Source organism: Rheinheimera lutimaris (genome assembly GCF_013283795.1).
GTDB lineage: Bacteria > Pseudomonadota > Gammaproteobacteria > Enterobacterales > Alteromonadaceae > Alishewanella > Alishewanella lutimaris.
The window spans coordinates 321,620-346,455 of the sequence record NZ_JABSOD010000001.1 but is presented as its reverse complement, the minus strand read 5'-3'; the positions used below and the strand labels follow the sequence as shown (position 1 = coordinate 346,455).

Sequence of the window (24,836 nt, the reverse complement as noted above, 5' to 3'; positions counted from 1 at the left end):
TACTTTTAGCGTCAATTAAAAATGGGTGTATTACCCTACCATGCGCGTTTTATCGGCAGACAGCAAACGCGACAATTGTATTAACACTAAATCACCGTCGAGGTGGCCATAGTGGTCGTTGTAGGCCTTAAAATGGTCTATGTCCAGCAAGCCCAATGATAATTGTTGCCCTTCGGTGAGCTGAGTAAGCTTTTGCTGCAAGCGCTGCTCAAAGCTGCGACGGTTTAATAAACCGGTTAACTGGTCAGTTTCGGCTTTTTGTTGCTCCAGCCGTACTGCTTTAAATTGGCTGCGCAGTAAGGTGTCAAACTGTCTCTGCCAGGTCATGCACAACAATATGCTGATGCATAAGTAGAATATTACCCAACCGGTGTTGGTGTCAGTACAAAGTTTAATAAACAACAGACTGCTTAACAGCAGCAGCCACAGCAACAATTTTTGCTGCAAGTTAAAAATCGGTATCGCCGCTATAGCAAAGGCCACTACCATAGGGCCGCCTTCGCCCAGCCGGCCGTTGTATTGGCCAGAGCTATAAAAGCTAATGCTAAGCAGCGTAATTACTATGGCACAAAGCGCCAACCAGCCCTGTAGCCAGTGTTCGGCATTCAGTTTTAATGATAAGACGATATACGCCACTATACACACGACAGCGGTATAGCGGGCCAGGTTGGTGAGGCTACGCCAACTGTCGCCCAGTAGCACGTCGGTAACAGAAAACAGTAGCATTAATACAATGCAAACTACGGCAAAACGTTTGGTGCTGTTATGCGTGCGGTGGACCAAATAACGGCAAAATTCAGCTTCACTGCTGCGGTCCAGATAGCTGAATGCCGGAAAGTAACGGGTAAAAAGCTGCATAGTGGCCGCAAGTTATTACACTTAGGTTATAGCATAGCAGCTTAACGTCTTGTTACATCAACCCTTTTAAAAAGGCTACCACACTGCGGCCCAGCGCACTGAGTGCGTAGCCACCTTCCAATACGGCAACGATGCGCCCCTGGCAATGCGTATCGGCCAGTTGCTTCAGCTGCTGTGCTATCCAGTGGTAATCATTCTCTGTCAGCAGAAACTGCGCCATATCATCTTCGCGATGGCCGTCAAAACCGGCTGATACCAAAATAAGCTGCGGTTTAAAGGCGTTAATGTGCGGTAGCCAATGCTGAGTAATTTGCTCACGCCAGACAGCAGGTTTGCATAACGCAGGTAAGGGCAGGTTTTCAATATTATCGCCCGAGGGTACGTCGCCGGTATTAGGGTACAGCGGATATTGAAACGAAGAGCAAAACAGCACCCGCTCGTCACCGGCAAAAATATCCTCGGTGCCGTTACCGTGATGTACATCAAAATCGACAATGGCTATGCGCTCAAGGCCGTATTGCTTTAAAGCATGGCCGGCAGCGACGGCAATATTGTTAAAAATGCAAAAGCCCATAGCCTGGTCGCGGGTGGCATGATGGCCGGGCGGGCGTATATTGCAAAACGCCTGTTGGTTAATATCACTCATTACCAGGTCTACTGCATTAATGGCTGCACCGGCGGCATGCAACGCTGCGTTCAGACTGTGCGGCATCATCTGCGTATCGGGGTCCAGCCAGATATGGCCGTCTTTAGGGGCTTTGGCATAAATCTCATCGACATACAGTTTGCTGTGCACGGCGTATAGATCGGTTGCTGCGGCCGCGCCGGCGTCACGTTGCTGCACAACAAATTCCAGCCCGGAGCGGATCAGCTGGTCATTAACGGCGCTTAACCGGGCCGGTTGCTCGGGGTGTTCATCGCCGGCCAAATGTAAATAACAGCTGGGGTGACTGAATAACGTAATAGCCATTAACTGGTCTCTCCGCTGTGTGCTGAACGCGGCAGGTGTAGCTGCAGATAGACTTCGGCGGGGTCGTCGCCAGGCAAGCGGCTAAAGCCGGCTTTTTGGAATACCGCCAGCATGGCTTTATTCTCCGCGCGCACATAAGCCACCATACTGCTGAGACCGCGTAATTCGGCTATGTTAATTAACTCTTGCAGCAGGCGCTTGGCCATACCTTTACCCTGATATTTTTCCCGCGTTACAAAGGCCACTTCGCAGCCCTGATTGTCATTAAGTAAATAGTAGCGCCCCACGGCCTGAATTTGCACCGCAGAGCCTTTTTGTTTCACGATGCATAATGCCAAATCGCGTGATTGATCTACGCCAACCAGGGTACAGGACTTCTCGCGGCTCATTTGGGTGGGTACAGCGCTGTAACGCAGTTGCAGGGTTTCCTTGGTGTGGGAGTAAAAAAATTCCTGCAAGCGGCGCTCGTCGGACGGGTTTAGCGGGCGTAAATCAAATTCTTCACCGTCGATATGCAGCTCTTTAAAGCCAACGCTGCCCAGCTCCGGCACTTCAGTAGGGGTATGCAGCTGATAATGCGGTACCCAAAATTGCTGGCGGATTTGCTCCAGCAACTGTTGGCGAAATTTCGGGTGTGCTACGCGTATAAGCTCCAGCGCACGCTCGCGAATACTTTTACCGCGCAACGACGCCACACCAAATTCGGTTACCACATAATGCACATGGCCACGCGAGGTTACCACGCCGGCACCCTGGCTTAAATGGGCAACAATACGCGATATACTGCCGTTTTTTGCGGTGCTGGGCAGGGCAATAATCGGCTTACCGCCGTTGCTCATGGAGGCACCGCGGCTGAAGTCAACCTGGCCGCCAATACCGCTGTAAAACAGATGGCCGATAGAGTCAGACACAATCTGGCCGGTTAAATCGACTTCAATAGCGCTGTTTATCGATACCATATTGTCATTACGGGCAATATTGGCCGGCGAGTTTACGTATTCGCTGGGGTAAAAGCCCATATGCGGATTACAGTGCACAAAATCGTACAGCGCTTTGCTGCCCACGCAGAAACTGGCGACAGTTTTGCCGGGATGAAAGGTTTTTTTACGGTTGGTTACCACGCCTTTTTTCATCAGCTCCATCATCGAGTCGGTGATCATTTCACTGTGAATGCCCAGGTCTTTATGGTTGCCCAGATAGCGCAGCACCGCATCACACATTTTGCCAACACCTATCTGGATAGTGGCGCCGTCTTCTACCAGCAGTGATACATACTGGCCAACCCGCTCAGTGACCGGATCCGGTTTTAGTTGTGGCATTTGTGCTATCGGCTGGTCGGCATAGAAAAAGGCACTGATTTGGTCTTTGTGGATAAATGCCTGGCCGTAGGTGATGGGCATTGACGGGTTAACCTGAGCAATAACCTTTTTTGCCGCTTTGGCCGCGGCTGAGACAATATCTACCGACACACCCAGCGAGTGATAACCGTGCTCGTCGGCAGGGCTGACCATAATCAGCGCCGCGTCCAGCGGTAAAATGCCGTCACTGAATAACGACGGGATATCGGACATAAAACACGGCGTGTAATCGGCGCGGCCTTCAGCCACCGCACGGCGTACCTGGTCGCCACCGATAAAGAGCGCATTTACTTTAAACAGTTGCTGATGTTCCGGCTCTGCCCATTTATTGTCTGACAGCGAGTACACCTGCACAATCTCGATATCATGCAGTTGTTTGGCATTGGTAATCAGATCGTCGATTAACAATGTCGGCGTGGCGGCATGTGAGCCGATAAAAATACGGTCGCCCGATTTTAACAGTTGCTGCCAGTTCAGTTTGTCGCTGCTTTTGCTCATATGCTGCCGCGCTCATGGTGTTATATATGCAGTGTAAAACAAAAAGGCGACCGGTATGCAGTCGCCTTTAGTCTTAGCCTTGTCGAAACGTTGGCTTATAAGGTCCAGCGCAGGCCAATCATTGCCACATAGGGATCAATGTTCACATTTACACTTTGAACGGTGTTGCCGTTAACCTGCACACGGCCGCGGGTATCAATATCCATTTTGCTTAGCATAGCGTGAACACCCAAGCTGTCCGTCAGCTTAATATTTACCCCCGCCTGCAGCGCCAGGCCATAGGAGCTTTTCAGCTTCAGGCTTACTTTGTCAGCAGCAGCGGTGACATTTAATGCATCCAGCGCGCCTTCAAGCTGACCGTCAATTTTCTCGTCAAAAAACACGGTGTAGTTCAAACCCACGCCGAAAAAGGGGTCGAAAGTTTGATGTTGCGGCATAAAATGATACTGCGCCAGTAAAGTAGGTGGCAAATGCTTGGTTTTGCCTACTTTTAAGCCATCAATAGCCGAGCCTTTTACTTTTATATCATGGCTGAATGGTGTGGCAGCAATTAATTGTACCGCCCAGTTGGGGTTAATACGGTAGTCAAAAGTCAGGCCCAATTGGGTGTTAGTGTTTACACCAACCGCGGTGGAACCTGCCGGTAGCCCGGCGACTTGTTCTATCACATTCAGGTTAGAGCTGCTGTCGTCCGGGGCAACAGTAATGGCGCCAACGTTAATGGCAAAGTCGGCACTGGCCGGGGCTGCAGCCAGTAAAGCAGCCAGAGTAATTAAAGACAAAGTGGTTTTCATATTAAACTCCGCAGATAAGGTCTGCGGTAATTGTCCGCTTTAGCCGGTAAAAAATATTGGCCTGGATCAATAAAAAACGGGGCGGAATTAAATCCGGCCCCGTAGTTTGTTTTGTATCAATAAAGTGTTGTGTTGTTTAGTCGATTTGTCTGGGGCGCTCAGAGCGTTGCACCGTGGTAGTCCGTGCCGCTGGTTGGCGATATTCACGTGCCGGCTGAGCCTGCTGACGTTGTTGCACCGGCGTTGTCTGGCGTTGTTGTACCTGAGCCCGTTGCGGCTCTGGCTGACGGCGCTGTTGCACGGCAGGTTGTTGGTATTGCTTTGGCTGCGCTTCGCCTATGGTGTGGCGCTGGCGCAGTTGTTCGGTACTGGTTACCCGCTGCCGTTGCTGCACCACCGTATCACCTTGATGTTGCACAGCCGGCTGCTTAAGTTGCTGCTGCAACTGCTGGCGGCGCTCGTCACGGTTTACTTCAGTGCTGCGCAGCCGTTGCTCAGGCGCAATACTGCGTTGCTGGCGCAGCGCTTCGTTGTGCTGGCGCGGAGTTTTATCACTGAGTGGCCGCTCCCGGTTTGGCAGCCTGACTTGTTCAGCAGTTTTGCGTTGATACAGTTGTTTGCTCTCGCGCACTGATACATTACTGTCTACCCGGGTATGGCGCACCTGCTTACCCTGAGTCTCGCGGGTAGGCTGGCGGTAACCGTAGCCGGCATTGTAATCGCGGTTTAAGCGGTTATGCCGGTAATGTACGCCACGACGATGCGTTGTATCGTGCTGCCAGCGCCGCGCATCTGCGTAATGTTTATGGCGTTTCGGGTAGTAGCGTGGCGGCTTGTGATAGTAATGATGATGCACAATAACATGATGACGCTGCCAGTCAAAAATGCCAAAATAGAACCAGGGCCGCACATTGACACTTACTCCCCAATGGAAAGGGCTGTTACGGTAATATACCCCGGCAGTGTGCCAGTACACCGGCGGATGTGACGGCCACCACCAATCACCGTACACTACGCGGGTATTGTATACAGGTACATACACCACCTCGCGCCGCGCCGGCTCGATAACAATCACTTCGCGTTCACGTTCTACCACCACATGTTTATTGTCGTTTAACGAACCGTTGGCATAGGCTTTTTGCCGCAGGGTTTGAATACTGGCCAATACCTGCGTTTCGTCGGCTAAAAAGGCTTCGCCCAGCTGTTGCGTCCAATCCAGGTCAGTGCTCAGGCGCTGCAGTAATTGCGGAAAGGCCACCAGCGCTTTAACACTGGGGTCCCAGCCTTCATTCTCTGCGGCACGGACGGCATCCTCACCACTCAGCTTGGGATTATCTTCTACCCAGCGTGCAGCCTGTACTACCTCTAATGGATAGGTGGCCGCAATCAGTACGTGAGTAAGTACAGTATCCGGATACAGCGCGATCGGCGCCAGCATTTGGTCCAGCTCGGCTTCAGACCAGCTATCATCTTCTGCCTGCGCCGTCTGGCAAACCAACAGCACGCAGACGGCCAAGGCACGGCTTAGTTGCAGCATCAGGTTTTTCATTTTGCTATCCTCAGTTTAAGCCGCTGACATTACAACACAGACGACTTTTTATACAGTGTATAGCTTATAGGTGGATTAGGCTGAATTGAAACTGAACTTTACGGAACCTTTACACAGTGAAAACCGGCAAGCAAAGCTGCCGGTTTGTTGTAGCAGGGTAGCGTCAGGCGGCGTCTATATAGCGCGCTTTTTTGTTGGCTTTTAACATAGTCATATCCACCAGCACCAGGCCATCAACACAATTGGCGAAAGCCGGATCGGTGCCAAAGGCGAGAAACTTTGCCCCGCCCGGCTCACACAATTCGCTGTACTGCTTGTATAGCGTTGGTACGCATACGCCCATATTAGCCAGCAGGTGTTTTAGTTGGGTAAAATCACTCAGGTAGTCGTTGCCGTTAAAGTGCTGCTGCAATTCAGACAAGATAGCCTGTGGCAGCTGATAGGGTTGTTTTGATACTGCGGCGCAGGCACTGTCGCCAAAGTACAGGCTGTAAAAATACACCATCAGATCGCGTGCTGCCTGCGGGTAGCTGTTAGATAAGCTTACCCCGCCGAACAGATAGCGGATATCCGGATTGCGGCGTAAATAAGCGCCGATACCGTACCACAAGTATTCCAGGCTGCGCTTGCCCCAATATTTTGGCTGCACAAAGCTACGCCCCAGCTCCAACCCGGCATCGAGATATGGTTGCATCTTGGCATCAAACTGAAACAATGACGCCGTGTAAAGCCCCGCCTCGCCATGTTGTGCCAGGATATTACGGGTATTGGCAAAGCGGTAAGCGCCGACAATTTCCAGGTCGTCCTTGTCCCACAGGATCAGGTGCTCGTAGTGGCTGTCATAGCGGTCGATATCGCGGCGCTGGCCACTGCCTTCCCCCACAGCACGAAAGGCGAATTCACGTAGCCGGCCAATTTCGCGCAGTACCGGCGAGCTCTGCTGATGGCAATATAAGTAAATTTGTTTGCCATCGCTGGTTTGTCCCAACAGTTCGCAGCTTTCTACCGCCTTTTTCAGCGTAATACGGTCTTCAGGATGGGCAATGGCACTTTGGGTAATAAACAGTGGTGGCTTATTTTTTGCCAGCCGGTACAGGTGCTTTTTAAACAGTTTTACTTTGGCTGGTGTTTCCAATGCTAAGTTAGCAAAGGCTTCATAAGGTATTTGCTCGCCTATGCGCATTTCCAGCTTTTTACGTTGTTGGTTAAACATCTCCTGCACCAGCAGCATGGTGGCCAGGGGTTTGTACAGCATAGAGGCGCCGTAAAACAGCGCTGAATTGCGACCATCAATATAAATCGGCAATATCGGCGCTTTGGCATTGCCGGCAAAACGTAAGAAACCGCTGTGCCATTTGCCGTCACGAATACCTTCCGGCCGCAGGCGCGATACTTCGCCGGACGGAAACAGGATCAAAGCACCTTCAGCGGCTAAATGCTGCTGAATATTATCCAGTGCCCGGCGCTCGGTGCCGCCGCTCATATTGTTTACCGGCAGTAATAAGTTGTGCAGTGGCTGCAGTGCCATCAGCAGCTGATTAGCAACCACTTTTACGTCGGGGCGGATATCACTGACCAGCTTTAACAGCGCCAGGCCATCCAGCGAGCCGATAGGGTGGTTGGCAATAATGACTACGCGGCCACTGGCGGGAATGCGTTCCACTTCATTGTCGCGCACTGAGTAGCGGAAATTGAAATAATCCAGCACTTGTTCAACAAATTCAAGGCCCTGCAAGTGCGGGTAGCGTTCGGCAAAGTCGATAAAGTCTTGTTCATGCAACAGGCGGCGCAGTGCACCTTTTACCGGCCGGTACAGCCAGGGCTTGTTGGTTAACTGCGGAAGATTTTGGCTAAGTACCTGGTCGACACTGATCATATTAAGCTCCGGTAGCACTGCAGTAGGCTGGGCTCAGGCTAAAGTGCTTGTATGACAGTTCAGTGGCAGATTTATGGCAGTTTGCTGAAATTTCAGGCTGCCTTTTTGCCGCTGGCGCTAAGGGGCAGAGCGGCAATTTTTTCTGCCTGCTCTGTCCAGTGATACAGCGCCAGGCTGCCATCAAGTTGCTCTACCAGTGCGGTGCAACTGTCTATCCAATCGCCGTCATTGCAGTAAATAATGCCTTGTTCCAGCCGTATTTCCGGATGATGAATATGGCCGCATACCACGCCGTCAAAGCCACCGCGCTTTGCTTTGGCAATGGCGGCAGCACGATAACGTGCAATAGCTTTTTGCGCGCCGGGTACCTTACTTTTTATGTAAGCTGCCAGGCTGAAATAACTGCCGCCGGTAAGACGGCGCAGGCGGTTGTACCAACGGTTTAAAAACAGCAGCAAGTCGTACAGGTTGTCACCCAACCAGGCGTGGGTGCGGCCAAAGTTAACCTCTTTGTCAAATTCGTCGCCGTGCAATAACAGCAGTTTTTTACCCTGTGCCGTAGTGTGGCAGCCGCGCAGCGCAATGCGGATATTACCGAAGCTTTTACCGGCGTACAGCCGCATGGCTTCGTCGTGGTTGCCGGGAATGTACACCACTTCCACGCCTTGTTCGGCTTTATCCAGCAGGCAGCGTACTACCTTGTTTTGGTTCAGGTGCCAGTGCACTTGTTTGCGCATAGCCCATAAATCAATAATATCGCCCAGCAGATAAATAGTATCTGCCTGACTTTGTTGCAAAAAGCTCAGCAAATAATCGGCGCGGCAATCCTTGCAGCCAAGGTGAACGTCAGATAAAAAGATAGTGCGGCAGTGTAGCATCAGTCGGTACCATGTTATCTTTATGCGCTGCCAGCATTGACGCCGGCTGTGTCAGCGATATGACGAATTTTTGAAGCTTTGGTGACCTATGAGCATTGCCCTGATCATTCCTGATCGAAAACTTGATGATTTACAACAGCGGCTGGCGTTGGCATTAGCTGACACCCCGATAGAAATCTGGCCGGATATCCGTAAGCCGGATGAGGTCGAATTTGCTGTAGTGTGGAAGCAACCGCACGGTAGCCTGGCAGCGTTGCCAAACTTAAAGGCTGTGCAGTGCTTTGGTGCCGGTGTCGATGCGATTCTCAGCGACCCCACACTGCCGGCGCTGCCAATAGCGCGTATTGTAGATCCCGGCCTGACGCAAACCATGGTGCGCTATTTAGATGGTGTGGTAAGCCATTACCGGTTGCGGCTGGATTTATTCAGCAGCTGGCAGCAACAGGCATTGTGGCAGCCGAAAAGCCCGCGCCGTATCGCGCATATTTGCGTGTTGGGGTTGGGAGAATTAGGCGCTGCGGCGGCGGCGCATTTTGCCGGGCTGGGTTATAAGGTAACCGGCTGGGCCAGAACGGCGAAGCAGTTTGACAATATGCAATGCTACAGCGGTGCTGCAGGCTTAGTGGCAGCGGTAGCGCAGGCCGATATAGTGATTTGTTTATTGCCGTTAACCCCGGCAACAGAGTCGTTGCTGGACAGCGCGTTCTTTGGGCAGCTTAAGGCCGGCGCTATTTTTATCAATGTCGCCCGTGGCGCTATAGTTGATGACACGGCATTGCTGGCGGCTCTGGCCAGCGGCCAACTGCAGGCGGCGTGCCTTGATGTTTTCCGTCAGGAGCCCTTGCCGCCGGAGCACCCGTTTTGGCAGCATCCGGCGATATTAGTTACACCGCATGTATCGGCGGTGACCAATGTAGAAACGGTTGTTGAGCAAATTGCCGATAATTACCGCCGTAGTCAACGCGGTGCGCCGCTATGTAATCCGGTTGATTTGAGTCGGGGATATTAGCATGTTAAACACTGTTAACACTGAAGTGACTACCTGGTTTTTGCAGTTTGATGCGTTGCCGCCAACCCATATTGACTGGCCGCAGGGCGTGCAGTTAGTCGAGGCCGAAATTGCCAGCCCGGAGCTTAGTCAGTTTATGTTCAGAACCGTTGGCGGGCCATGGCGCTGGTTCAGCCGTTTAAGTTGGGATTATCAGCAGTGGCTGGATTATCTGACACAGCAGCAGGTTCGCAGCTGGTTACTTTGGGTAAAAGGAACGCCGGCCGGTTATATTGAGCTGCTGAAGCATGCTGATCAAAGCGTGGAAATTAAATTTTTTGGTTTAATGCCACAATTTATCGGTCAGGGCTTAGGTTTAAAACTGGCGCAGGCTGCCGTAATGCAGGCTGCAAGCTGGCAAGCCGGTAAAATTTGGTTACATACCTGCAGTGCCGATCATCCGTCGGCGTTGAAAAATTACCAACATGCCGGTTTTAGCATTACCCACACTGAAACTACGACAGAAGCTTTACCGCAGCTGAATGACAGCCGGTTATTAGCGGCAGATTTCGTTTATTCTGCCCTGGCGTATCACCGCAAAAATGCTGGTTAAATACACAGTTATTGTAACTTTGTTACAACTTAACTACACTCAGTGTCGGTTTGGGGAAACTTAGGCCAACTTGCTAAATAAAATAATAAAAAGCGTTACTGAGGTTAGTTATGCGTAAAGCGTCCAGTCGTGGTTTTGGCTTTACCGCAATCGCCGTTGTGGTGTGTTTAATGGCGTTATCGGCATTTTTGACCAAAGCCGAAGCTGTCTGCCTGTTGTGTGGTGGATAGCAGGAATCGAACAGAGTCAAACGGATTGACTAACCCTAACCCCCGGCTTGCCGGGGGTTAGTTATTTCTGCGCGCCACGTTTGCTGTGCAGCTCACGGTTTTCGCGCTTTTGTTCCGCATTTTTTTGCAGCAGGACATAAGTTGCTGAATAACCGCCATGTTGCTTCTGGGCTGTATTACACGCCAGCACAACAGGTATTTGCGGCAGCCACTTAAACACATAACTGCGCAGTATCGCCGGGTGCGGTTTGCTGTTACGGCCCATACCGTGGTTAATAAGCAGAGTACGAATGCCGCGTTTATGGCAGTCTTCAATAAAATAAAACAGTTCACGTCTGGCGTCGCTAAGGCTTTTACCCAGCAGGTTAAGCGTGGCATCCAGCTGATATTTACCTAAACGCAGGTTACGATAGACACCGTCTTGTACGCCATCTTTTTTATAAGTGAAAGGCTCTTCAGGTTTAACCAAATCAACATATTCCATGCTGAGGTAGTTCGGATCATATTCCATTTCCTGCTCTGCCGCTTTGCGCCGGGCTTGCTGCGCCAGGGTAGGATTAAAATCACCTTGCTCCGGTAATACAGCATCCTGCGACAGCGGCTTAACGCCGGACATCTCCTGCAGAAACAGTTCAGCTTCGTCGTTTTGCATTGCGGGTACTCCTGTGTTTCGGCCGGCAATTATAGCTCGCCGGCCGTTCAGACAAAAGTATTGCGGGGATTACTCTGCTTGTGCAGTCAGGCTTGCCGGTGCGGTTTGCCGGGCAGCTTGCTCCGCTTTACGCGCTTTGGCAAAGCGAATTAAATAATAAGCATTAATTAATAATACTAATAAGTTTGAGATAACGCCTTGTGGAATGGCAATGTGGCTGTAGTAAACAAACAGCAGGCTGCAGCCTATCAGGGTTGTCAGGCGTAACCAGAACACATCTTTAATAAAAAAGGCACCAATACAAATCGTTAGCCCAACCCAGCTGATTACGTCGAACACGATATTTTCCATGGCGCTTTCCTGCATACTACAGCGGTTAAAATTTGTGCGCATTATGCTGGCGGTAACTGTTTTACTCAACTGAGGAATTTTGCTGTTTTCAGATTAGTTAAATTGATGGATTGTGGTTGATTTTCGGGCGTGGCAAAAAACTTGTTCTACACTTATTGCAGGCTGAAGAAGCAGGAGCCTGCTATGGTACCGGATAAAATATATGAAGTTTTGCCTTATGTTTATGTTGTTACCGGCAGTGCAGTAATGCTGGCGACGAATGCTTGGTTAATTGCTATTTGTGGTTTTTTACTGGTGTTTGCCGGTGCAGTGATCTGGGTATTACGCTCGGATAACCGCCGTTCTGATATCAAAGGCGCGCGTAATAAATATGGTGGTGCGTTGCCGTTTTGGTGTTATGAATTGCTGCCGTTCAGTTATTTTATGCTGGCGTTGTTATTGTTTGCTCTGAGTAACAATATCTATATTTATCCGTCAGCGATGATACTGCTGGTCATAGGTATGCAGTTGTGGCTGTTGCGCGGTAGTTACCGCAAGCATCAACGGCCTATGCATGCCAGGCCGTTGCGCTCGCGCGTATAAATTGTTGAATATTAAAATCAGCGGCGTAAATCTACTTTGCTGTTTGCCACTTCGCGGGTGGTGATCAACCAGGCCTCAACATTTTGTCTCATGGCGGCAGGGTCTATTTTGTCCATGGTATCGTTTGGCGTGTGATGATAATCAAAGTAGTCTGTACCATCTTGTTGCAGGCTGACTACCGGCACTCCCTGTGCTTTTAACACTGAGACATCCGGGCCACCTGAGGCGGTATTGTCACCCGGCTCTACACCCAGCGGAGCCAGCTTCTGTTGTAAGGTGTTGCCAAAAGCCAATGCCTTTTCACCAAAGCCGGTGTCCAGTCGCCAGATACGGCCGGCGCCAAAGTCTGATTCAGAGGCAAATACATGGTTTTCCAGATTCGTGGCATGTTTAGCCGCATAGGCGCGGGCACCGACTAAGCCGCCTTCTTCATTGCCAAACAGTACCACCCGTACTGTGCGCTCAGGCCGGCCCTGTTGTTTCAGTAAAGCACCGGTAGCCATGACAATGCCGACACCTGCGCCGTCATCTAAGGCGCCGGTACCCTCATCCCATGAGTCGATATGCGCACTTATCAGCACTATTTCATCCGGTCGCTGGCTGCCGCTGATCTCTGCTATCACATTATGGCTTACTACTTCACCCGGTAATTTATTCTGCATTTGCAAATGCAGGCTCAGCTCCGGCTGACGGCTTAGCATTTTATCCAGCTGTATTGCATCCGGTACTGAAATGGCCGCAGCAGGAATGCGCGGAACATCTTCGCTGTAGCGCATAATGCCGGTGTGGGCAAAACGGTTAATGCTGGTGCCGACTGAGCGGATAATAATAGCTTTGGCGCCCAGTTTTGCCGCTTCAACAGCACCCTGAGCACGCGCGCCTACCACTGAGCCGTAAAAGGTGCCCAGTTTGTCTTTGCCCATGCTTTTATTAATAAATACGATTTTATCTTTTACTTGCGCCTGGGTTGCTTGTTTTAAGTCTTCCAGGCTTTCAAACATCACTACCTGTGCATTAATGCCGTCAAATGGTGTACCTATCGAACCGCCAAGCGCTGTTACCACTAAATTCTGATGAAAAGGCGCACTAACGGCCAGGCTGGCGCTGCCACGTTGCCAGTACTGCATAGTAAAAGGCTCGGTCCAGACTTTGTCGTAGCCCAGTTGTTTAAATTTCTGCTCTGCCCAGGTCACGGCTCTGGCGTCGGCTTCGCTACCGGCCAGACGTTGCCCCACCTCTACCGTTAGAGACTCAGTAAGCTGATAAGCCAGGTTGGTATCCAGGGTAAGTTCATTTGCTGCTGCATTCAGGCTTAATGCTGCTGTTATTGTTGTTAGCCACAATTTCATCTTTTCATTTTGTCCCGCTATTGTTAAAGTACTGCCGACTCTAACACCTTTTTGCTGCGCTCCACAGAGGGTGGGGATAAAAACGGCAGTTTGTCCGATGGAATGACAGCAAGTAGTAAGGATGCAAGGAATGCCTCAATCGCTTAGTGCGCTTATCGTAGATGATGTGGCTGCTGTACGCAGTTATATCAGTCAAATTTTGCAGCAGTTGGGCATTACGTCGGTTATCGAAGCCGCAGATGGCAACACTGCCACGCAGTTGTTCAGCCAACATCAGCCACAATTGGTTTTTCTGGATATTCAGCTACCGGATATTGATGGCCAGCAACTATTAAAATTGTTTAAACAACAGGATCAACATACCGTTGTTTTTATGGTGTCAGCATTTTCCAGCGTAGAAAACCTGAAGCAGGCCATAGAAAATGGTGCCAAAGCCTTTGTAGTCAAGCCGTTTACCGCCAGCAGAATTAACAGCCTGGTGCGGCCTCTGCTGCACTGAGTTACCCGCTGAGATATATTATTTTCAATAATCGTGATTCTTTGTTAAATAAGAATGATTAGATTGTCGCTCTATCCTTAAATCGGTAATATTAGTCCATCCGGACAGACAGACAGAGTGTAAGTGTAATGAATTTACAGGATATGTTGAAAAATTCCGCCAAAGCCGTGAAGCTGCTAAAAGCTGTATCGAATGAACGGCGGTTACTGATCCTTTGCCACTTGCTGGAAGGGGAATTGTCGGTCGGGGAGATGAACCAAAAGCTGGAGTTAAGCCAGTCTGCTTTGTCACAGCATTTGGCGTTGTTACGCCGGCATAAGTTGGTAAAAACACGCAAAGAAGCTCAAACCGTATTTTACAGCCTGAACAGTAAAGAGGCTGAGGCGATAATTGCGCTAATGCACAAATTGTATTGCTCTGATGATGCCTGATAAAGGCAGAGTAACAGCAACAAAAAAGCCGGCGTAAGCCGGCTTTTTTGTTGGAACTGTGTCTTAAGCGGCGCTTAATGCTTTTACATGTGCATTTAAACGAGCTTTATGACGTGCTGCTTTGTTCTTGTGGATCAGACCTTTAGCGGCCATACGATCAAGAACAGGCACCATTTTCTTGAATGCTTCAGTTGAAGCAGTTACGTCAGCAGTTAATACTGCCGCGTAGGTTTTCTTTATGAAAGTACGCATCATAGAACGTTGTGAAGCATTTTGCTGACGACGTTTTTCTGATTGAATTGCGCGCTTCTTAGCAGACTTAATGTTAGCCAAGGTAACACTCCTAAAAAACTAAACCGGACCCATCAAAGGCCGCATAATATGCCTATTTAATGGCCCGTTGTCAAATGCTTTAACGGTAAAGTCACAGATTTTAATCCTGTGGCCTACTGGTAATCCGCTACGGTAAAGGGGCAAAATAGCCGTTGACTAAAAGAAGGAAGCGTAAGTGTCGGCAAAGTTATTAAAATCAGGCCTTATTGTCAGCTTTATGACATTGATTTCCCGTGTGCTTGGGTTGGTGCGCGACGTGGTAGTGGCAAATTTCATCGGTGCCGGTGCGGCGGCAGATGTGTTCTTTTTTGCTAACCGTATTCCGAATTTTTTGCGGCGTTTATTTGCCGAAGGGGCTTTTTCGCAAGCCTTTGTGCCGGTACTGGCTGAGGTAAAAGCCAAACATGGCGATGATGCCGTGCGCGAATTACTGGCTAAGGTTACCGGTAGTTTAGGTGTAGTCGTTACGCTGGTAACTTTATTTGGCGTTATTGCTTCGCCGTTAGTCGCCATGTTGTTCGGTATGGGCTGGTTTGTTGAGTGGCTAAATGATGGCCCTGAAGCGCATAAGTTTGAGCTGGCCAGCCTGATGCTGAAAATTACCTTTCCGTATTTATGGTTTATCAGCCTGGTGGCCTTATCCGGTGCGGTGCTAAACACCTATAACCGTTTTGCTGTAGCGGCCTTTACGCCGGTCTTTTTAAATATCGCTATCATTGCCTGCGCGGTCTATATGGCTCCCGCTCTGGATGAGCCGGCGCTGGCTCTGGCTTGGGGCGTTTTTATCGGCGGTGTGGTGCAGTTGGTGTTTCAACTGCCGTTTTTGGCGAAAGCTGGTTTGTTGGTGTGGCCTAAATGGGGCTGGCGCGATGAAAACGTAACAAAAATTCGCAAACTGATGCTGCCTGCGCTGTTTGGTGTGTCAGTAAGCCAGATAAATTTACTGCTTGATACGGTAATAGCCTCTTTCTTACTTACCGGTGCGGTAAGTTGGTTGTATTACTCAGACCGGTTAATTGAATTTCCGCTGGGGTTATTTGGTATTGCTATTGCGACGGTCATTCTGCCAAATCTATCCCGCCATCATGCCGGCGCCAATACCGAACGTTTTAGCCAAACGCTGGATTGGTCATTGCGTTTTGTCGCCTTGTTCGGCATTCCTGCTATGGCAGGTTTAATGGTGTTATCACAACCGATTATCGCTTTGCTGTTTATGCGTGGCGAGTTCAGCCAAAACGATGTACTGATGGTGTCGTACAGCTTAATTGCCTACAGCACCGGTTTACTCAGTTATATGTTCATTAAAGTACTGGCGCCCGGGTTTTATGCGCGGCAGGACATTAAAACGCCGGTACGCATCGGTATTATTGCCATGGTAGCGAATATGGCGTTTAACCTGATGCTGGCACCGTTTTTAAGTTATGTTGGCCTGGCACTGGCTACGGCAATGTCAGCCAGTTTAAATGCTTTTTTACTGTACCGTGGTTTAAAACTGGCCGGGGTATACCAACTAAGTAAAAGCAGTATGCTGTTTTTACTGAAACTGGTAGTCGCCAGCCTGGTGATGGCCGCGTTGCTGTATTGGCAAACGCCAACTCTGGCAGCTTGGGTACAACTTAGCTTTAGTGCGCAGGTATGGCGCTTAAGCACATTGTGTGTGCTGGCTGTCGTGGGGTATTTTGCCCTGTTATGGTTGCTGGGTGTACGTTTGCGGCATTTTAAAGCCAATTCTGTTGCTGAAAGTAATTGATTAAGTGGTTATAATGCGCGGTTTATAATCAGTACTCAGAAACGGCAGGCATGGAGTTAATTCGCGGCTTACATAATATTCAGCCCCGGCATCGCGGTTGTGTGCTTACTATCGGTAACTTCGATGGCGTGCATTTGGGGCATCAAGCGGTGCTGCATAAAGTGGTGGCTATTGCGAAACAAATGCAACTGCCGTCCTGCGTGATGCTGTTTGAACCACAGCCGTTGGAGTTGTTCGCCGGCACTGCAGCACCGGCACGCTTAACGCGGTTCCGCGAGAAATACAACGCGCTGGCGCAACTGGGTATTGACCGTTTGCTCTGTGTTAATTTTACGCCCGCTTTTGCCGCGCAGGCGCCGCAGCAGTTTATTCAGCAGTTATTGCTAAAGCAGCTTGGCGTGGAGCATTTAATTGTCGGTGATGATTTTCGCTTTGGCAGCAACCGCAGTGGTAATTTTGAGTTATTGGCATTAGCGTCTGAGCAATATCAATTCAGCTTGTGCAGTACCTCAAGTTTAGTGTTGGGGCAGCAACGGATCAGCAGTACCTTGATCCGTCAGGCACTGGCTGACGACAATCTGACGTTGGCGGCAGATATGCTGGGCCGGCCTTTTGCGCTAACCGGCCGCGTGCGGCATGGGCGAAAATTAGGCCGCGACCTGGGTTTTCCTACCGCCAATGTGTTTTTATACCGGCGTAAGCTGCCGGTAGCCGGTGTTTACGCCATTACAGCGAATACGGTATTTGGCAGCTATTACGGCGTAGCAAATATTGGTAACCGGCCTACTGTGCAAGGCCAGCGGCAACAGCTTGAAGCACATTTATTTGATTTTAAAGGCGATTTATACGGCAGCCAAATAGAGGTGTTATTGCAGCATAAGTTGCGTAACGAGCAACGCTTCGATGGTTTAGCTGCACTACAACACCAAATTGCTGCTGATGTAACAGCAGCAAAAGCATTTTTTCAGCGTGCCGCTTTAACCCAAGCGCATGCCACTACTGATAAGACGGAACATAACGGATGAGCGACTACAAGCATACCCTGAATTTGCCGGAAACGGCTTTTGCGATGCGCGCCAATCTGGCGCAACGTGAGCCGCAAATGCTGGCGAAATGGACCGACGCCGATTTATACGGCAAAATTCGTGCGGCTAAAAAAGGCAAAAAAACCTTTATTCTGCATGACGGCCCTCCTTACGCTAACGGCAATATCCACATTGGGCATGCTGTAAACAAAATCCTGAAAGACATTATCGTTAAAGCTAAAACGCTGGACGATTTTGACGCGCCTTATGTACCGGGTTGGGACTGTCATGGCCTGCCGATTGAGCTGGTAGTAGAAAAGAAATACGGCAAGCCGGGGGTTAAATTGAACGCGGCCGAATTTCGCCAGAAATGCCGTGAGTATGCTGCTACACAAATTGATGCTCAGCGCACCGACTTTATCCGCTTGGGCGTGTTGGGAGACTGGCAAAACCCGTACCGCACCATGGACTACGGCTTTGAAGCTAATATTATCCGTTCACTGAGCAGAATAATCGCTAACGGCCATTTACAGCAGGGCTTTAAGCCGGTGCACTGGTGTACTGACTGTGGCTCGGCGCTGGCCGAAGCGGAAGTGGAATATCAGGATAAGATATCGCCGGCGATTGATGTACGTTTTGCCGTAACCGATGAAGCGGTGGTAGACCGTTTTGATCATCCTGACGGTAAGCGCGGCAGCGGCAAGGTGTCGGTGGTTATTTGGACCACTACGCCCTGGACCATCCCGGCCAACCGTGCTGTGGCATTAAATGCCAAACTGGATTACAGCCTGGTGCAGGTTGAGCAGGGCCCGCAGGGTGCTGAGCGCTTAATTATGGCGACTGACCTGGTAAAAGAGGTGATGGCCCGCGCCGGTATCGAACATTACCACGCACTGGGTTTTGCCAAAGGTGCTGCGCTGGAATTGGTGCCATTACAGCATCCGTTGTACGACTTTAGCGTGCCACTGATTATGGGTGAGCACGTTACTACCGACTCTGGTACCGGTTGTGTGCATACCGCGCCCGGCCATGGCCAGGAAGACTTTGTTGTCGGCAAGCAATATAACCTTGAAGTGGCCAACCCCGTGGGCGCCAATGGCGTTTACCTGCCTGATACGCCACTGTTTGCCGGCCAGCATGTGTTTAAGGCCAATGACAGCGTAGTTGAGGCACTCAAAGAAGCCGGCGCACTGTTGGTGCACAAAGCTTATAAGCACAGCTACCCGCATTGCTGGCGCCATAAAACGCCGATAATTTTCCGTGCCACACCGCAGTGGTTTATCAGCATGGAACAACAGGGCCTGCGTGCTACCTCACTTGCGCAAATAGAGCAAACGCGTTGGATCCCTGATTGGGGCCAGCAGCGGATTGAGAAAATGGTGGAAGGCCGGCCGGACTGGTGTATTTCACGCCAGCGTACCTGGGGTGTGCCTATCGCACTGTTTGTTGATAAAGATACCGGCGCATTGCACCCGAACACTCAGGCGTTAATGGAGCAGGTAGCAAAGCTGGTAGAGCAGGACGGCATTCAGGCCTGGTTTGATTTAAGCGCTGAAAGCCTGCTGGGCGAAGATGCACAGCAATACGTTAAGGTAACAGATACGCTGGACGTGTGGTTCGACTCCGGTGTTACCCATGCTTGCGTGGTGGAAGCAAGGCCGGAGTTTGGCGGCGCTGACCAGGCCGATTTATATCTGGAAGGTTCGGATCAGCACCGTGGCTGGTTTATGTCGTCATTGATGACCGGCGTTAGCATTAAACATAAAGCACCGTATAAGCAGGTGCTGACACACGGCTTTACCGTCGACGGTGATGGCCGCAAGATGTCAAAGTCGTTGGGCAATGTGGTCTCACCGCAGGACGTGATGAACAAACTGGGTGCTGACATTCTGCGCTTATGGGTAGCCACTACCGATTACACCTCAGAAATGACAGTGTCGGATGAAATACTAAACCGCGCTGCCGATAAATACCGCCGTATTCGTAACACTGCGCGTTTTTTACTGGCCAACTTAAACGGCTTTAACCCGGCGACCGATTTAGTACCGTTTGAGCAAATGGTTGAGCTTGACCTGTGGGTAGTGAACCGCGCCGCTAAACTGCAGCAAGAGATTGTTGATGCTTACGACAATTATCAGTTCCACCAGGTTAGTCAGAAATTGATGAACTTCTGTACCGTAGAGCTGGGCAGCTTCTATCTGGATGTAATTAAAGATCGCCAGTACACCGCACACAGTGATGGCCTGGCACGGCGTTCTTGTCAAACCGCGCTGTATCATATTGCCCAGGCGATGGTGCGCTGGATGGCGCCGGTAATGAGCTTTACCGCCCAGGAAATCTGGCAGGAACTGCCGGGCCAGCAGCAAGAGTTTGTGTTTACCGATGTCTGGTATACCGGTTTTAGCGGTGTAACCGGCGGTAAGTTTGACGATGCTTTCTGGCAGCAACTGCTGCAGGTGCGTGACGAAGTAAACAAAGTATTGGAAGCGGCACGGCGCGAAGAAAAAATCGGCGCTTCGCTGCAGGCGGAAGTTACTTTATATGCCTCAGCGGCACTGGCCGCCGATTTAGCCAAGCTGGGTGACGAGCTGCGTTTTGTGCTAATCACCTCTACGGCACAGGTAAGCACCGAAGCCGCACCGGCTGATGCGGTGCAAACCGAATTAGCCGGCTTAAGCGTGCAGGTAGTGGCATCAACAGCAGCAAAATGCGGCCGCTGCTGGCATCACCGCCATGATGTTGGTGCTGATGCTGCCCATGCTGAATTGTGTCTGCGTTGTGTTAGCAACGTAGAGGGTGAAGGCGAACAGCGGGCATTTGCATAATGGCATTATTTAAAGATACCGGCTGGCGCCTGTGGTGGTTAATGCTGCTGGTGCTGGTAGCCGATCAGGTTAGCAAGCAGGTGGTTATTGCCAATATGCAGCTGTTTGATTCTATTGAACTGCTGCCGTTTTTTAATTTTACCTATGTGCGTAACTATGGTGCGGCGTTCTCATTTTTAAGTGACGCCGGAGGCTGGCAGCGTTGGTTTTTTACCTTTATTGCTGTGGCCATCAGCTGTGTGTTAGCAGTATGGCTGGCGCGCAATAATAATACGCAGCTTAAGCTGAACCTGGCGTTGAGTTTAGTGCTGGCCGGGGCTGTCGGTAATCTGATTGATCGCAGTATCTATGGCTACGTAATAGACTTCTTCCATCTGTACTATCAGAACTGGCATTACCCGGCGTTTAATATTGCTGATTCCGCCATCTGTATTGGCGCCGCTTTATTAATTTGGGATAGCTTTAGCAATAACGGGGTGAAAAAGTGACAGACGCAGTAATAGGTGGCAGTAGCACAGTAATTTTTCACTTTGATATTAAGCTGTCCGACGGTAGTGCCGCCGAAAGCACCCGTGTGCATAATAAACCGGCAAAACTGCAGATGGGTGATGGCAGCATATCACCGGCATTTGAAGAGCAGCTTAGCGGCCTGAGTGCGGGGGACAAGAAAACCTTTACGCTGGCACCGGAAGATGCTTACGGCATGCCGAACCCGGATAATATTTACTATGTTGACCGCAGCAAGTTTTCTGCCGACGCGCCCGCTAAAGCCGGTATGATTATCGGTTTTACCATGCCGGACGGCTCTGAAATGCCGGGTTTGGTGCGTGACGTGGTGGGTGAGTCAGTTACCATAGATTTTAACCATCCGCTGGCAGGGCAGACGCTGACCTTCAGCGTTGAAATAATACAGGTAAGCTGAGTTATGGACATTTTATTAGCTAATCCACGTGGCTTTTGTGCCGGCGTAGACCGTGCCATCAGTATTGTCGAGCGGGCACTGGAGCTTTACGAGCCACCGATTTATGTGCGCCATGAAGTGGTGCACAATAAGTTTGTCGTAGACGGCTTGCGCCGTCGTGGTGCAGTGTTTGTCGATGAGCTGAATGAAGTGCCGGACGGCAATATTGTTATTTTCAGCGCTCACGGTGTCTCTCAAGCTGTGCGGGAAAATGCCAAACAGCGTGGCTTAAAAGTGTTTGATGCTACCTGTCCGTTGGTTACCAAGGTGCATATGGAAGTCACCCGCGCCAGCCGTAAAGGCATAGAGTGTATTCTGATTGGTCACGCCGGCCATCCGGAAGTTGAAGGCACCATGGGCCAGTATGATAACCCTGAAGGTGGCATTTATTTGGTCGAATCGGCCGAAGACGTGGCGACGCTTGCGGTGAAAAATCCGGCGCAGCTGTGTTTCAGTAGTCAAACGACTTTGTCTGTGGATGACACCGCTGATGTTATTGATGCCTTGCGTGCGCGTTTCCCGGATATTGAAGGCCCGCGCAAAGATGACATTTGCTATGCCACGCAGAACCGCCAAGATGCCGTGCGCGATTTAGCCGCTAAAGCCGATTTATTACTGGTGGTAGGTGCCAAAAACAGCAGTAATTCTAACCGCTTACGCGAACTGGCTGACAAAATGGGCTGTACCGCTTATTTAATTGATACCGCCAACGATATTCAGCAAGCCTGGCTGGACGGCATAAAAGCGGTAGGCGTAACCGCCGGTGCTTCAGCGCCGGAAGTACTGGTGCAGCAGGTAGTTAAGCAGCTGCAGCAATGGGGTGGTAAAACGGTAAGTGAAAACCCGGGCCGCGAAGAAAACGTGGTGTTTGCTATCCCGGCAGAGCTGCGATAAAGCTTATCAGGCTCGCTACATAGCAGGCCGCACTTAACTTTTCTGTAGCACTCAGTGTACTATGCCGGTTCATAAAACGGTTTGGATGCACTGATGCACTTGCAATGGGCTTTACCCGCCTTACAACTGCCTTACTTATGTAATACCCGCTTCTTGTTGCGCTGCGCGGTGTTGGCGCAGGCTGTTGCTGTAGTGTTGGCGTTTTCTCCCGGTATACACAACGAACCCTGGTTGCGGCTGGGGTTGATAAGCTTATTTGTGCATTGGGTGGCGCTGTTAACCACCGTAGTATTTTGTTTGCTGCGCCGCTATTTGAACCGTTTGGCTCCGCTTTACATCTTACTGTGCTGCAGCGGCATTCTGTTGCTGCTGACAACACTGGTCAGCTATTTGGCTTATGCCGCCCTTGCCCCGGGGCAAGGTGTATTTAATCAGTCATTGCCATCTTTTTTAGCAGGCAACCTGATGGTGGCGCTTATAGTAGCGGTTATTGCTATGCAATTTTTTATTATGCACAGCGAGCGCAATATCCAGCTCGAAGCGCAGATCAAAGCTGAACTTAATGCGTTGCAAGCCCGCATACAACCCCATTTTCTATTTAACAGCCTCAACACCGCAGCGGAATTAATTCATGTTGAACCTGATGCGGCCGAGCAGGCACTGTTGGATTTATCCGCCTTATTTCGTGCTGCGCTGCACGCCGGCGGTTCGGTATGGTTGGCGGATGAACTCACGCTGGCAAAGCAGTATTTATCTCTGGAACAATGGCGCTTGGGTAAGCGAATGCATGTACAGTGGTTGGTGCCGGAAAATTTGGTGCAACTTCAGATACCGGCATTAACCATTCAGCCTTTGTTGGAAAATGCAGTGCGTCATGGTATTGAAAGCTGCGTCGATACAGCAATGTTGCAATTAGAAGTTATCCAGAGCAATCAATCGGTCAGTATTGTTATTGTTAATCCGTTTCAACTTCGGTCGGGAAGCCGGCCCGGCAATGGTATTGCTTTAGATAATATTCGTCAGCGCCTGCAACTGTATTACGGTAGTAAAGCGCAATTATCACACAGCGCTGTTGATGGTCAGTTCCGGGTTAAGCTGGTTATTCCCAGGAATGGGAGTGGCACCTGATGCGGATCCTGATAGTCGATGATGAGCCGTTGGCAAGGTCAAGATTGCAGCGTTTGCTAGCGCAGCTGCCAGCTTATCAGTGTATTGCTGAAGCCGGAAACGCAGCGCAGGCACAACAACTTATTCAGGAACTACAGCCGGATTTAGTGTTGTTAGATATTGGCATGCCCGGACAAGATGGCATAAGTCTCGGCAGTGATATTTTAAGCCTGCCAATACCTCCGGCGGTGATCTTTATTACCGCGCATCCGCAGCATGCTCTCGACGCCTATCGGGCCAGTCCGGTGGACTATCTGCTAAAACCGGTGTCGCTTGACAGGTTACATCAAGCGTTACAAAAGGCAGGTTTGTCTACCAGGGCACATGCAGAACGCCAAGCCACAGATGCCACAATATGTTATCTGCAGGCTGGCATTAAACGGCAGCTTAGTCTGAAACAAATCTACTATTTTATCGCCGAAGATAAGTATGTGCGTATGGTGTTTGCGCAAGGCGAAGCGTTAATCGAGCAAAGCCTGGTGCAATTAGAGCAACAATTCCCGGAGCAACTGGTGCGGGTGCATCGCAGTACTCTGATCAATAAAGATTATCTTGGTCGTTATTATACTTCTCACGGCAAGCATTGGATTGAGCTGACGGTAAACGCTATAAAGTTAGAAGTAAGTCGCAGAGCTATTGCGGCGATTAAACATTGTTTGCTGCAATAGTTAATCTTTTACCTTTTATCAGGCGATTCTGCCGCTGGTCGGATCAAACTTGCATCAAGCTACCCGCTTTGTTTATCTTACCTTAGGAACATTTTTTAGCGACGTTGTTACCGGGGTCGTGAGCAAGTTAAGCGGTTTAATGTTACTGCAAGTCACGGAATAATTATGAGAACTAAAAATATACAGGGCTTTACGGTGCTGGAGCTAATGGTGTCAACCATAGTTCTGTTGATTGTACTGATGATTGCAGTGCCGGCTTTTACCGGGCTGGTACAGAATAACCGTCTGACAGGGCAAGTAAATCACCTGGTTGCAGGCTTGAATCTGGCGAAAGCTGAAGCAGTTAAACGCAATCAGGCAGTACTGTTTTGTCATAGTGCAGATGCTACTACATGTTCGGCACCCTCTGCTGATGGTTGGCAAGGTTGGTTGGTTGGTCAGGCGCAACCCAGACCTAATACCGGTATTGTTGCCGGTAGCGTCGTGACATCCGGAGTTCTGGAGTCTGAGCAGATTACGATATTGGCAGGTGCCGCCATCAATTTAGCAGCCGGTGAAATCAGGTTTTTACCTCAAGGTTTGATCCGCAACAACAATAATGCACCGTTAACATCGGCTATCAGGGTGTGCATGGCTAACGCTGAAGGTGATAACGTGCGGGATATAGGTATTAGTTCCGGTGGTCAGATAGACGTAACTTCGCGTGAGCTGAATGGTTGTCAGGTTCCTTAGGAGCA

General features: G+C 50.2%; 25 protein-coding genes. 14 read left to right on the top strand and 11 right to left on the bottom strand.

Annotated features, from left to right (window positions below):
• Positions 1 to 30: 30 nt before the first annotated feature.
• The 7 genes from HRH59_RS01555 to HRH59_RS01525 form a co-directional block, all read right to left on the bottom strand.
• Positions 31 to 858 carry a GGDEF domain-containing protein gene (locus tag HRH59_RS01555; RefSeq protein WP_173499505.1) on the bottom strand — a complete coding sequence of 276 codons (828 nt, stop codon included), beginning with the start codon at positions 856 to 858 and terminating at the stop codon, positions 31 to 33.
• Between the two features lie 52 nt (positions 859 to 910).
• On the bottom strand, positions 911 to 1,828 hold the full coding sequence (locus tag HRH59_RS01550) for a histone deacetylase family protein (protein ID WP_173499504.1): 918 nt from the start codon (positions 1,826 to 1,828) through the stop codon (positions 911 to 913).
• Positions 1,828 to 3,684, bottom strand: a complete 1,857-nt coding sequence (locus HRH59_RS01545; protein WP_173499503.1) for a bifunctional acetyl-CoA hydrolase/transferase family protein/GNAT family N-acetyltransferase — start codon at positions 3,682 to 3,684, stop codon at positions 1,828 to 1,830. The genes HRH59_RS01550 and HRH59_RS01545 overlap by 1 nt, the downstream gene beginning before the upstream one ends.
• A 95-nt stretch (positions 3,685 to 3,779) precedes the next feature.
• Positions 3,780 to 4,478 carry an OmpW/AlkL family protein gene (locus tag HRH59_RS01540; protein WP_173499502.1) on the bottom strand — a complete coding sequence of 233 codons (699 nt, stop codon included), beginning with the start codon at positions 4,476 to 4,478 and terminating at the stop codon, positions 3,780 to 3,782.
• A gap of 136 nt (positions 4,479 to 4,614) precedes the next feature.
• Positions 4,615 to 6,027 (bottom strand): DUF3300 domain-containing protein, encoded by a 1,413-nt coding sequence (locus tag HRH59_RS01535; protein ID WP_173499501.1) that lies wholly within the window; start codon positions 6,025 to 6,027, stop codon positions 4,615 to 4,617.
• 163 nt (positions 6,028 to 6,190) lie between these two features.
• The gene (locus HRH59_RS01530) at positions 6,191 to 7,903 is read right to left on the bottom strand and encodes a GNAT family N-acyltransferase (RefSeq protein ID WP_173499500.1); all 1,713 of its coding nucleotides are present in this window, start codon (positions 7,901 to 7,903) and stop codon (positions 6,191 to 6,193) included.
• A 92-nt stretch (positions 7,904 to 7,995) separates the two neighbouring features.
• Complete coding sequence (locus tag HRH59_RS01525; RefSeq protein WP_173499499.1) at positions 7,996 to 8,781, bottom strand: UDP-2,3-diacylglucosamine diphosphatase; 786 nt, start codon at positions 8,779 to 8,781, stop codon at positions 7,996 to 7,998.
• 88 nt (positions 8,782 to 8,869) lie between these two features.
• On the opposite strand from HRH59_RS01525, the gene HRH59_RS01520 reads away from it, so the two are divergent.
• Together HRH59_RS01520 and HRH59_RS01515 are read left to right on the top strand one after the other, a co-directional pair.
• Positions 8,870 to 9,790 (top strand): 2-hydroxyacid dehydrogenase, encoded by a 921-nt coding sequence (locus tag HRH59_RS01520; RefSeq protein ID WP_173499498.1) that lies wholly within the window; start codon positions 8,870 to 8,872, stop codon positions 9,788 to 9,790.
• Position 9,791: 1 nt separating this feature from the next.
• The gene (locus tag HRH59_RS01515; protein WP_173499497.1) at positions 9,792 to 10,382 is read left to right on the top strand and encodes a GNAT family N-acetyltransferase; all 591 of its coding nucleotides are present in this window, start codon (positions 9,792 to 9,794) and stop codon (positions 10,380 to 10,382) included.
• Positions 10,383 to 10,673: 291 nt separating this feature from the next.
• On the opposite strand, the gene smrA is transcribed toward HRH59_RS01515, so the two are convergent.
• Positions 10,674 to 11,264: a DNA endonuclease SmrA gene (gene smrA, locus HRH59_RS01510; RefSeq protein ID WP_173499496.1), complete on the bottom strand. Its 591-nt coding sequence runs from the start codon at positions 11,262 to 11,264 to the stop codon at positions 10,674 to 10,676.
• A 69-nt stretch (positions 11,265 to 11,333) separates the two neighbouring features.
• On the bottom strand, positions 11,334 to 11,615 hold the full coding sequence (locus tag HRH59_RS01505) for a hypothetical protein (RefSeq protein WP_173499495.1): 282 nt from the start codon (positions 11,613 to 11,615) through the stop codon (positions 11,334 to 11,336).
• Between the two features lie 183 nt (positions 11,616 to 11,798).
• Here HRH59_RS01505 and HRH59_RS01500 point away from each other — a divergent pair, with 183 nt between their 5' ends.
• The gene (locus tag HRH59_RS01500; RefSeq protein WP_173499494.1) at positions 11,799 to 12,197 is read left to right on the top strand and encodes a hypothetical protein; all 399 of its coding nucleotides are present in this window, start codon (positions 11,799 to 11,801) and stop codon (positions 12,195 to 12,197) included.
• 17 nt (positions 12,198 to 12,214) lie between these two features.
• Here the strand turns inward: HRH59_RS01500 and HRH59_RS01495 are convergent, their stop codons facing one another.
• Entirely contained in the window at positions 12,215 to 13,546 is a 1,332-nt protein-coding gene (locus HRH59_RS01495) for a M20/M25/M40 family metallo-hydrolase (protein WP_173499493.1), read from the bottom strand.
• A 130-nt stretch (positions 13,547 to 13,676) separates the two neighbouring features.
• Between HRH59_RS01495 and HRH59_RS01490 the strand changes: the two genes are divergently transcribed.
• A complete protein-coding gene (locus HRH59_RS01490) occupies positions 13,677 to 14,045 on the top strand; it encodes a response regulator transcription factor (protein ID WP_173499492.1) in 369 nt (122 codons plus the stop codon).
• Between the two features lie 143 nt (positions 14,046 to 14,188).
• Positions 14,189 to 14,476, top strand: a complete 288-nt coding sequence (locus HRH59_RS01485; RefSeq protein ID WP_231702362.1) for an ArsR/SmtB family transcription factor — start codon at positions 14,189 to 14,191, stop codon at positions 14,474 to 14,476.
• Between the two features lie 63 nt (positions 14,477 to 14,539).
• Here HRH59_RS01485 and rpsT read toward each other — a convergent pair whose 3' ends face one another.
• Positions 14,540 to 14,809, bottom strand: a complete 270-nt coding sequence (gene rpsT / locus HRH59_RS01480; RefSeq protein ID WP_040551604.1) for a 30S ribosomal protein S20 — start codon at positions 14,807 to 14,809, stop codon at positions 14,540 to 14,542.
• Between the two features lie 175 nt (positions 14,810 to 14,984).
• Here rpsT and murJ point away from each other — a divergent pair, with 175 nt between their 5' ends.
• The 9 genes from murJ (at position 14,985) to HRH59_RS01435 (ending at position 24,831) form a co-directional block, all read left to right on the top strand.
• Positions 14,985 to 16,559, top strand: coding sequence for a murein biosynthesis integral membrane protein MurJ (gene murJ / locus HRH59_RS01475; RefSeq protein ID WP_173499490.1), 1,575 nt, complete (start codon positions 14,985 to 14,987; stop codon positions 16,557 to 16,559).
• A gap of 50 nt (positions 16,560 to 16,609) precedes the next feature.
• The gene (ribF, locus tag HRH59_RS01470) at positions 16,610 to 17,584 is read left to right on the top strand and encodes a bifunctional riboflavin kinase/FAD synthetase (protein ID WP_173499489.1); all 975 of its coding nucleotides are present in this window, start codon (positions 16,610 to 16,612) and stop codon (positions 17,582 to 17,584) included.
• Positions 17,581 to 20,409, top strand: a complete 2,829-nt coding sequence (ileS, locus tag HRH59_RS01465) for an isoleucine--tRNA ligase (protein ID WP_173499488.1) — start codon at positions 17,581 to 17,583, stop codon at positions 20,407 to 20,409. Before ribF ends, ileS begins: the two co-directional genes overlap by 4 nt.
• Positions 20,409 to 20,897, top strand: coding sequence for a signal peptidase II (lspA, locus tag HRH59_RS01460; protein ID WP_178089441.1), 489 nt, complete (start codon positions 20,409 to 20,411; stop codon positions 20,895 to 20,897). Before ileS ends, lspA begins: the two co-directional genes overlap by 1 nt.
• Positions 20,894 to 21,331 carry an FKBP-type peptidyl-prolyl cis-trans isomerase gene (gene fkpB, locus HRH59_RS01455; protein WP_173499487.1) on the top strand — a complete coding sequence of 146 codons (438 nt, stop codon included), beginning with the start codon at positions 20,894 to 20,896 and terminating at the stop codon, positions 21,329 to 21,331. Before lspA ends, fkpB begins: the two co-directional genes overlap by 4 nt.
• A gap of 3 nt (positions 21,332 to 21,334) precedes the next feature.
• A complete protein-coding gene (gene ispH / locus HRH59_RS01450; protein WP_173499486.1) occupies positions 21,335 to 22,264 on the top strand; it encodes a 4-hydroxy-3-methylbut-2-enyl diphosphate reductase in 930 nt (309 codons plus the stop codon).
• Positions 22,265 to 22,357: 93 nt separating this feature from the next.
• Entirely contained in the window at positions 22,358 to 23,392 is a 1,035-nt protein-coding gene (locus HRH59_RS01445; protein ID WP_173499485.1) for a sensor histidine kinase, read from the top strand.
• The gene (locus tag HRH59_RS01440; RefSeq protein ID WP_173499484.1) at positions 23,392 to 24,099 is read left to right on the top strand and encodes a LytR/AlgR family response regulator transcription factor; all 708 of its coding nucleotides are present in this window, start codon (positions 23,392 to 23,394) and stop codon (positions 24,097 to 24,099) included. Before HRH59_RS01445 ends, HRH59_RS01440 begins: the two co-directional genes overlap by 1 nt.
• Before the next feature lie 165 nt (positions 24,100 to 24,264).
• Positions 24,265 to 24,831, top strand: coding sequence for a GspH/FimT family pseudopilin (locus HRH59_RS01435; protein ID WP_173499483.1), 567 nt, complete (start codon positions 24,265 to 24,267; stop codon positions 24,829 to 24,831).
• Positions 24,832 to 24,836: the final 5 nt, after the last annotated feature.

Coding starts and splice junctions, on each gene's coding strand:
- HRH59_RS01555 (WP_173499505.1), bottom strand. CDS start 858: ATGCAGCTTTTTACCCGTTACTTTCCGGCATTCAGCTATCTGGACCGC.
- HRH59_RS01550 (WP_173499504.1), bottom strand. CDS start 1,828: ATGGCTATTACGTTATTCAGTCACCCCAGCTGTTATTTACATTTGGCC.
- HRH59_RS01545 (WP_173499503.1), bottom strand. CDS start 3,684: ATGAGCAAAAGCAGCGACAAACTGAACTGGCAGCAACTGTTAAAATCG.
- HRH59_RS01540 (WP_173499502.1), bottom strand. CDS start 4,478: ATGAAAACCACTTTGTCTTTAATTACTCTGGCTGCTTTACTGGCTGCA.
- HRH59_RS01535 (WP_173499501.1), bottom strand. CDS start 6,027: ATGAAAAACCTGATGCTGCAACTAAGCCGTGCCTTGGCCGTCTGCGTG.
- HRH59_RS01530 (WP_173499500.1), bottom strand. CDS start 7,903: ATGATCAGTGTCGACCAGGTACTTAGCCAAAATCTTCCGCAGTTAACC.
- HRH59_RS01525 (WP_173499499.1), bottom strand. CDS start 8,781: ATGCTACACTGCCGCACTATCTTTTTATCTGACGTTCACCTTGGCTGC.
- HRH59_RS01520 (WP_173499498.1), top strand. CDS start 8,870: ATGAGCATTGCCCTGATCATTCCTGATCGAAAACTTGATGATTTACAA.
- HRH59_RS01515 (WP_173499497.1), top strand. CDS start 9,792: ATGTTAAACACTGTTAACACTGAAGTGACTACCTGGTTTTTGCAGTTT.
- smrA (WP_173499496.1), bottom strand. CDS start 11,264: ATGCAAAACGACGAAGCTGAACTGTTTCTGCAGGAGATGTCCGGCGTT.
- HRH59_RS01505 (WP_173499495.1), bottom strand. CDS start 11,615: ATGGAAAATATCGTGTTCGACGTAATCAGCTGGGTTGGGCTAACGATT.
- HRH59_RS01500 (WP_173499494.1), top strand. CDS start 11,799: ATGGTACCGGATAAAATATATGAAGTTTTGCCTTATGTTTATGTTGTT.
- HRH59_RS01495 (WP_173499493.1), bottom strand. CDS start 13,546: ATGAAATTGTGGCTAACAACAATAACAGCAGCATTAAGCCTGAATGCA.
- HRH59_RS01490 (WP_173499492.1), top strand. CDS start 13,677: ATGCCTCAATCGCTTAGTGCGCTTATCGTAGATGATGTGGCTGCTGTA.
- HRH59_RS01485 (WP_231702362.1), top strand. CDS start 14,189: ATGTTGAAAAATTCCGCCAAAGCCGTGAAGCTGCTAAAAGCTGTATCG.
- ribF (WP_173499489.1), top strand. CDS start 16,610: ATGGAGTTAATTCGCGGCTTACATAATATTCAGCCCCGGCATCGCGGT.
- ileS (WP_173499488.1), top strand. CDS start 17,581: ATGAGCGACTACAAGCATACCCTGAATTTGCCGGAAACGGCTTTTGCG.
- lspA (WP_178089441.1), top strand. CDS start 20,409: ATGGCATTATTTAAAGATACCGGCTGGCGCCTGTGGTGGTTAATGCTG.
- ispH (WP_173499486.1), top strand. CDS start 21,335: ATGGACATTTTATTAGCTAATCCACGTGGCTTTTGTGCCGGCGTAGAC.
- HRH59_RS01445 (WP_173499485.1), top strand. CDS start 22,358: ATGCACTTGCAATGGGCTTTACCCGCCTTACAACTGCCTTACTTATGT.
- HRH59_RS01440 (WP_173499484.1), top strand. CDS start 23,392: ATGCGGATCCTGATAGTCGATGATGAGCCGTTGGCAAGGTCAAGATTG.
- HRH59_RS01435 (WP_173499483.1), top strand. CDS start 24,265: ATGAGAACTAAAAATATACAGGGCTTTACGGTGCTGGAGCTAATGGTG.